This is a genomic window from Methanosarcina sp. 1.H.T.1A.1 (assembly GCF_000979295.1).
Lineage (GTDB): Archaea > Halobacteriota > Methanosarcinia > Methanosarcinales > Methanosarcinaceae > Methanosarcina.
Window position 1 is genome coordinate 1 of the sequence record NZ_JJQY01000025.1, and the last position, 1,590, is coordinate 1,590.

The window sequence follows — 1,590 nt, forward strand, 5'->3', positions numbered from 1 at the left end:
TTGCTGTCAAAAGTAGCACCTGTGGGAATGCCTGAAGCAGAGTATGCGAGACTGTCTCCATCTGCATCCGAAGCGCTTACTGTAAAGGTAAGGCTTTTTCCAGCTTCGACACTAACATCAGGGATGGAATTTATCACAGGAGCCTGATTATGATTGACAACGTTTACAGCTACAGTAGCCGAATCTGTCAGTTTTCCATCGCTTACCTCAAAGGTTAAGCTGTATGTCCCCTCCTGTCCGGCAACCGGAGTCCAGCTGAAAACCCCTGATTTGCTGTCAAAAGTAGCACCTGTGGGAATGCCTGAAGCAGAGTATGCGAGACTGTCTCCATCTGCATCCGAAGCGCTTACTATAAAGGTAAGGCTTTTTCCAGCTTCAACAGTAACATCCGGGATGGAATTTATCACAGGGGCCTGATTATCTACTATTGGCGTTCCTGATTTTGAAGCATACTTTGTGTTCCCGAATGCACCTATGTTGATCCTGCCTCCGTTGTCATCAGGCTCATTTGAGTAATCAGAGGAGGAATAACCTGCATCAATGCATGGAGAACTTATGCTATCTTTTACCCAGGTTTCCCCATTCCAGCGACCTGCTACTGATTTGAGGTGGTAATCTCCACTGTTACTATTCACGAAAAGAGGATCTACATAGATATCTGTTGCTGAGTTAACATTTTTATAGTTCCCGGCAGTGTTGCTGTAGAGGCAGTTATTTTCCAGCACAATTTTGTGGGAGCTGGTAAGACAGTTTAAAACCCCGTATCCAGTACCGGTTCCTTTTGTGGTTCTGGGGACAGTATTAGTAATTATATTATTTCGGACTGTTGTCGTGAATCCTGTTCCTGAGGGTCCCGCATTAGTATCAGTCATGTACATGTTCACGACTGCAGCGTTATGAACTCCGTCAAAGACGTTATTTTCGATCAGGACATTATGAAAACCACTGCCTAAAACCCCACCAACCCATTGAATATTCTTATTTGTGCCACTGCCATTGAAAATGTTGTTGTGGATATAGCAACTTGACAAACTTTTATCATATGCTCCGGCGGTCCCGATAACCCAGATACCTGGTCCGTAGGTATTTGTAATTAAATTATCATAGATTTCTACACCCATATTACCGGTGGATCTCTGAACCTGAATACCTGGACCCGCATCCGGATAAGAATCAATAAAGTTGTCGTGGAATTTTACGTTATCCGAGTTCCAGACCCGGAGAGCGCTATTTATCCGACATGTGATTTTGTTATTCCAGGCCTCTACATTATTAGATTCAATAGCATAAAGCCCGTCGTGTCCAAGCAGAGAGATTGTGTTGTTATAGAATCGGATATTTTCACAGTAGTATGCTCGCAGCCCATCCCCATGTCCATCATGCATATACATATTACAAACCGTTATGTTTTTTACTCGACCAAAATATATACAGTTGTAATATCCTTTTCCTTTTGGAGTTTCGGTGTTGCCGGGATAGTTCACATTTATTTCAAATCCTCTTACAGTAAGATTGGTTACAGGACCCTTGCTGCCAATTAAGGGTATCATAGGAGAATTAGTCCATCCTGCATGGTCAACTAATTTGACA

Annotated in this window: 1 protein-coding gene; it reads right to left on the reverse strand. The window is 43.0% G+C overall.

Features of this window, described 5'->3' with window-relative positions; translation table 11 throughout:
• Positions 1-1,590 (reverse strand): putative Ig domain-containing protein (locus EO95_RS03155; protein WP_156163962.1); only part of this gene is annotated, 1,590 nt, incomplete at both ends.